The organism is Actinosynnema sp. NPDC059797 (assembly GCF_042732085.1).
Taxonomy (GTDB): Bacteria; Actinomycetota; Actinomycetes; order Mycobacteriales; family Pseudonocardiaceae; genus Actinosynnema.
Map to the genome: position 1 here is coordinate 1 of NZ_JBHWIE010000451.1, position 5,138 is coordinate 5,138.

At 69.8% G+C, this 5,138-nt stretch carries 5 protein-coding genes and 1 pseudogene; all 6 read left to right on the forward strand.

Going from position 1 to position 5,138, the window contains the following annotated elements; all coding sequences use genetic code 11:
- The first annotated feature begins 64 nt into the window (after positions 1-64).
- Positions 65-1,024, forward strand: coding sequence for a phosphate ABC transporter permease subunit PstC (pstC, locus tag ACFV4N_RS39515; protein WP_499677812.1), 960 nt, complete (start codon positions 65-67; stop codon positions 1,022-1,024).
- Positions 1,021-1,938: a phosphate ABC transporter permease PstA gene (pstA, locus tag ACFV4N_RS39520; protein ID WP_499677808.1), complete on the forward strand. Its 918-nt coding sequence runs from the start codon at positions 1,021-1,023 to the stop codon at positions 1,936-1,938. The genes pstC and pstA overlap by 4 nt, the downstream gene beginning before the upstream one ends.
- Before the next feature lie 10 nt (positions 1,939-1,948).
- Complete coding sequence (gene pstB, locus ACFV4N_RS39525; protein WP_499677809.1) at positions 1,949-2,725, forward strand: phosphate ABC transporter ATP-binding protein PstB; 777 nt, start codon at positions 1,949-1,951, stop codon at positions 2,723-2,725.
- A 254-nt stretch (positions 2,726-2,979) separates the two neighbouring features.
- Positions 2,980-3,348, forward strand: coding sequence for a hypothetical protein (locus ACFV4N_RS39530; protein WP_499677810.1), 369 nt, complete (start codon positions 2,980-2,982; stop codon positions 3,346-3,348).
- A gap of 12 nt (positions 3,349-3,360) precedes the next feature.
- Positions 3,361-3,909 carry a DUF3558 family protein gene (locus tag ACFV4N_RS39535; RefSeq protein WP_499677811.1) on the forward strand — a complete coding sequence of 183 codons (549 nt, stop codon included), beginning with the start codon at positions 3,361-3,363 and terminating at the stop codon, positions 3,907-3,909.
- Between the two features lie 39 nt (positions 3,910-3,948).
- Positions 3,949-5,138: pseudogene (locus tag ACFV4N_RS39540) on the forward strand (hypothetical protein); the annotation flags it as partial.

Genomic DNA, 5,138 nt, shown 5'->3' on the forward strand with positions numbered 1-5,138 from the left:
GGGAACCGGCACGACCGGGGCCCGCGGGGGCGTTCCGGCCGCCCGACCCGACTCGGAGGCTCCGATTCCCCCGACCGCGGAAGCCGACAACAGGTCCCACGTCCGGCCGGGCGACCGGATCTTCAAGGGCCTCTCCACGGGGTCCGGCATCTTCATCGTGGTCCTGATCGCGGCGATCGGCATCTTCCTGCTGCTCCAGGCCATCCCGTCCCTCGGCCTCAACCACGTCAACTTCCTGACCAGCCGCGAGTGGTCGACCGGTGACGTCGACGACATGCGCTTCGGCATCCTGGACCTGTTCCTGGTGACCGTGGTGTCGTCGGCGTTCGCCCTGGTCATCGCGATGCCGATCGCCCTGGGCATCGCGCTGTTCCTGACCCAGTACGCGCCGCGGAAGCTCGCCCGGCCGTTCGCCTACATCATCGACCTGCTGGCCGCCGTGCCGTCGATCATCTTCGGCCTGTGGGGCCTGCTCGTGCTCGGCCCGGTGCTCACCCCGGTCGGCGAGTGGCTGACCGCCAACCTCGGCTGGTTCTTCCTGTTCGACCAGGGCAACGTCAGCATCGAGCTGGGCGGCACCATCTTCACGGCGGGCATCGTGCTGGCCGTGATGATCCTGCCGATCATCACCGCGGTCAGCCGCGAGGTGTTCGACCGCACCCCCGTGACCCACGTGGAGGGCGCCATCGCGCTCGGCGCGACCAAGTGGGAGGTCGTGCGGACCACCGTGCTGCCGTTCGGCAAGGCCGGCTACGTCAGCGCGTCCATGCTGGGCCTCGGCCGCGCGCTCGGCGAGACGATCGCGTTGATGATCATCCTGAGCGGCACCGGCGCGGCGTTCGCCTGGAGCCTGTTCGACGGCGGCGCCACCTTCGCGTCCAAGATCGCGCTCGCCGCGCCCGAGTTCAACGACCCGCGCACCGCGGGCGCGTACATCGCCGCCGGTCTGGTGCTGTTCGTGCTGACCTTCGGCGTCAACGCGATCGCCCGGGCGATCGTCGCCGGTCACAAGGAGTACGAATGACAGCGACCGACACGGCGGACCTGAACCGCCTGGCGACGCCGCCGACGTTCCAGAGCGTCAGCGGGGCCCGCCGGTTGAAGAACGGCGTCGCCACCGCGCTGGTGTGGGCGGCCTTCCTGGTCGCCATCGTGCCGCTGATCTGGGTGCTGTACGTGGTGATCGAGCGGGGCCTCCCCGTGGTCCTCGACCCGGACTGGTGGCAGAAGTCGCTGTCCGGGCTGCTGTCCCGGCAGCAGGGCGGCGGCGTCTACCACGCCATCTACGGCACCCTGGTGCAGGGCCTGGTCTGCGGCCTGCTGTCCGTGCCGCTGGGCCTGTTCGTCGGCGTCTACCTGGTGGAGTACGGCGGCCGGTCCAAGCTGGCCCGCGCCACCACGTTCATGGTCGACATCCTCACGGGCGTGCCGTCCATCGTGGCCGCGCTGTTCGTCTACACGCTGTGGATCACCTACTTCGGCTTCGGCCGCAGCGGGTTCGCGGTGTCCCTGGCGCTGGTGCTGCTCATGGTGCCGGTGATCGTGCGGACCACCGAGGAGATGCTCAAGATCGTCCCGGACGAGCTGCGCGAGGCGTCCTACGCGCTGGGCATCCCGAAGTGGAAGACGATCGTGAAGATCGTCATCCCGACCGCGCTGTCCGGCATCGTCACCGGCATCATGCTGGCCCTCGCCCGGGTCATGGGCGAGACCGCGCCGGTGCTCGTGCTGGCCGCGTACGCGCCGTACATCAACTACAACCTGTTCGACGGCCCGATGGCGTCGTTGCCGCTGCTGATGACCTCGGAGCGGAACAACCCCACGCAGGCGGGCTTCGAGCGGATCTGGGGTGCGGCGATCACCCTGGTCATCATCATCACGCTGTTCAACCTGCTGGCGACCGTGATCTCGCGGTGGCTGGCTCCGAAGACGAAGTGAGCGGGCGGTCATGGCCAAGCGCATCGACGTGAAGGACCTCAACCTCTTCTACGGCAAGTTCCACGCCGTGGACGGGGTCTCCCTGGCCGTGCCGCCGCGCAACGTGACGGCGTTCATCGGCCCGTCCGGCTGCGGCAAGTCCACCGTGCTGCGGTCGCTGAACCGCATGCACGAGGTGGCGCCCGGCGCCCGGGTCGAGGGCAAGGTGCTGCTCGACGGGGAGGACATCTACGCCTCGTCGGTCGACCCGGTGCAGGTGCGCCGGACCATCGGCATGGTGTTCCAGCGGCCCAACCCGTTCCCCACGATGTCCATCCGGGACAACGTGGTGGCCGGGCTGAAGCTCGCCGGGGTGAAGAACAAGAAGAAGCTCGACGAGGTCGCCGAGCGCTCGCTGCGCGGCGCCAACCTGTGGAACGAGGTCAAGGACCGCCTCGACCGCCCCGGCGGCGGGCTGTCCGGTGGTCAGCAGCAGCGGTTGTGCATCGCGCGGGCGATCGCGGTGCAGCCGGACGTGCTGCTGATGGACGAGCCGTGCTCCGCGCTGGACCCGATCTCGACGCTGGCGATCGAGGACCTGATCACGGAGTTGAAGAAGGACTACACGATCGTGATCGTCACGCACAACATGCAGCAGGCGGCCCGGGTCTCCGACCAGACGGCCTTCTTCAACCTGCTGGGCGTCGGCCAGCCGGGACGGCTGATCGAGGTGGACGACACGGAGAAGATCTTCTCCAACCCGAGCCAGAAGGCGACGGAGGACTACATCTCCGGCCGCTTCGGCTGATCCGGCGTTGTCCTGGAGGGGCCCTTCCACCGACCGGTGGGAGGGCCCCTCTCGCATGGGGGCGCCCTCGGGTCGCGTCCCCAGCGTCGCAGGTGAGAGGGCCTTTGGCGCTTTCGGGTGACACCGGAACCAGCCGTGCGCGGCGGTCGTCAAAATCAGGACAAGGTAGCCCTTTCGGGGTACCTTGACCGATGGGATCGGCAGACTCGCAGGGGGTAACCGTGGCGCCGGAAGGTGCGTGGAGCGCACAGTCCATGCAGGCGATGACGGCCGGCATGGTGGGCCTGAAGCAGGCCGCTGAGTCGGGCTCGTTCGCCATCAGCAAGGACGGGGCCCAGGCGTACCTCTCGGCCATCCAGAAGGCGCAGGACGAGCTCGTCACCCTCGACTTGGACACCTACGACCTCCAACAGGAGACGAAGCTCGGCACCAGTCCCGATGCCCAGGCGATGGCGCGGTACAACAGGGAGAGCGCGGTGGGCGGTGCCGGCACGATCGGCATCGTCCCGGCGGTCGAGCAGTTGAAGACCGCGTTGGAAGAGGCTCGGCAGGCCTTGGAGAAGGCCATCGAGAACTACGGCAACGTCGACGACGCGCGCGCCGACGGCTTCAAGAGCTATTGAGATGGGGATGTCTTGACGGGGAATCTGGTCATCCGGGCACTGCTGTCCGTCACCGTGCTGGGGGCTGTGCTGGCCGGGTGCTCGGACACAGGGGGCACGCCGAGCCCGGAGACCACCGGCACGACCGCCGCTCCGACCGGGGACGCCGGCACGTCGACCACGACGTCGGCGCCCGCGGGTGACAGCCTGGCGAACTTCGACGCGTGCGAGGCGCTCCGAGGCGTGGCGTCCGAGCTCGGTCTCACCCGGATCGAAGAGGCGAAGGCGGGCGGCTGCGAGGCGCGGCACGCCGAACGGACCGCGGTCCGGGTCATCCCGTTCCCCGAGCTGGGGGTCGAGGACTTCGTGCCCGGTCCCAACACGCAGCTCTCCGACTTCCCGATGAGCGGCCACAAGGCCAAGCGCGCGACCGCTCCCACCACCGACAGCTCCTGCGCGATCGTCATCGAGATCACGTCGGGCTCCCGCGTCGACGTGGCCGCCTCCTCACCCTCGACCCAGGAACAGGCGTGCGAAGCCGCGACCGAGGTCGCGACCGCCATCGAGCCGAACCTGCCCTAGCCAGCCGTCGAGGCTGCCCAGTCAGTCAAGGAGAACGTCGTGACGCCGCCGAACCAAAATCACAACAGCGACGCAAGCGAGATCGACTACTCCGGCGATCGGCAGGAACAGCTCGACCGCCAGCAGCAGCAGAACCTGGACGAGGCGAGCGGCATCATCCCGACGGTCGTCGCCGTGGTCGAGAACGTTCGCGACCAAGCGGCGCTCAACCAGCAGATGGCGGCGGACCAGGCCCGTCTCGCCCAGGTGGTCGAGCAGTACCGGCCGCCGATGTCCTCGTCGTGCCAGCACTACATGGGCCACGACCACCCGGCCCTCAAGGCCATGGTCAACGACAACATGGACCCGGCCTCCGCCAACGTGCAGGGTGACGCCTGGACCAAGGTCGGCAACACCCTGGCGAGGTTGCAGGCCGACCTGACCAGCGCCAACAACGCCAGCCAGAGCGCCTGGGAAGGGCCCGCCGCAGAGTCGGCGCGCGGCTACTTCTCCGGAGTCGCCACCTGGGCGGGCGACGCCGCGCAGGGCGCGCAGCTCACCGGCACCAAGCTGTTCGACCAGAGCCGGGCCGCCGAGACGGCGAAGAACACCATGCCCGAGCCGGTCGACTTCAGCACCGCCGACGCCTACCGCATGCTGTTCTCCGAGCCCAACCCCTTCAAGTGGGCCGGCACGATCGACCAGATCGAGCAGAAGTTCGAGGAGAAGCAGCAGGCCCACGAGCGGGCGGCCGAGGTCATGACGACCATGGCCGTCAGCTTCCAGGAGGCCGGCTCCTCCATGCCCGCCTTCTCCCCGCCCCCGGCCATGTCGGGCACCGGCGGCACCGGCGAGAACAACAACACCGGCACCGGTGAGATCAACGGCCGGCCCACCGTGCCCAGCGGCACCGGGACGGGCACGGGCACCGGGACCGGCACCGGGACGGGCGACCTGCCCGGCGGCGGCAACACCAACCAATCCGGCTGGAACGGCCCCGGCTACACCCCGCCCGGCGGTGGTGGCGGCGGTGGTGGCGGCTACGTCCCGCCCGGCGGTGGCGGCGGCGGTGGCACCACCCCGCCCGGCATCTACCCGCCGGGGGTCTACCCGCCCGGCAACGGACCGGGCAACGGCCCCGGCAACAGGCCCCCCGGCACCCGGCCCCCCGGCTATCGCCCGCCCGGCCTCACCCCGCCCGGTGGTCGCCCCGGCGGCGGTCCGGGCGGCGGCCCCGGCGGTTTCGGCGG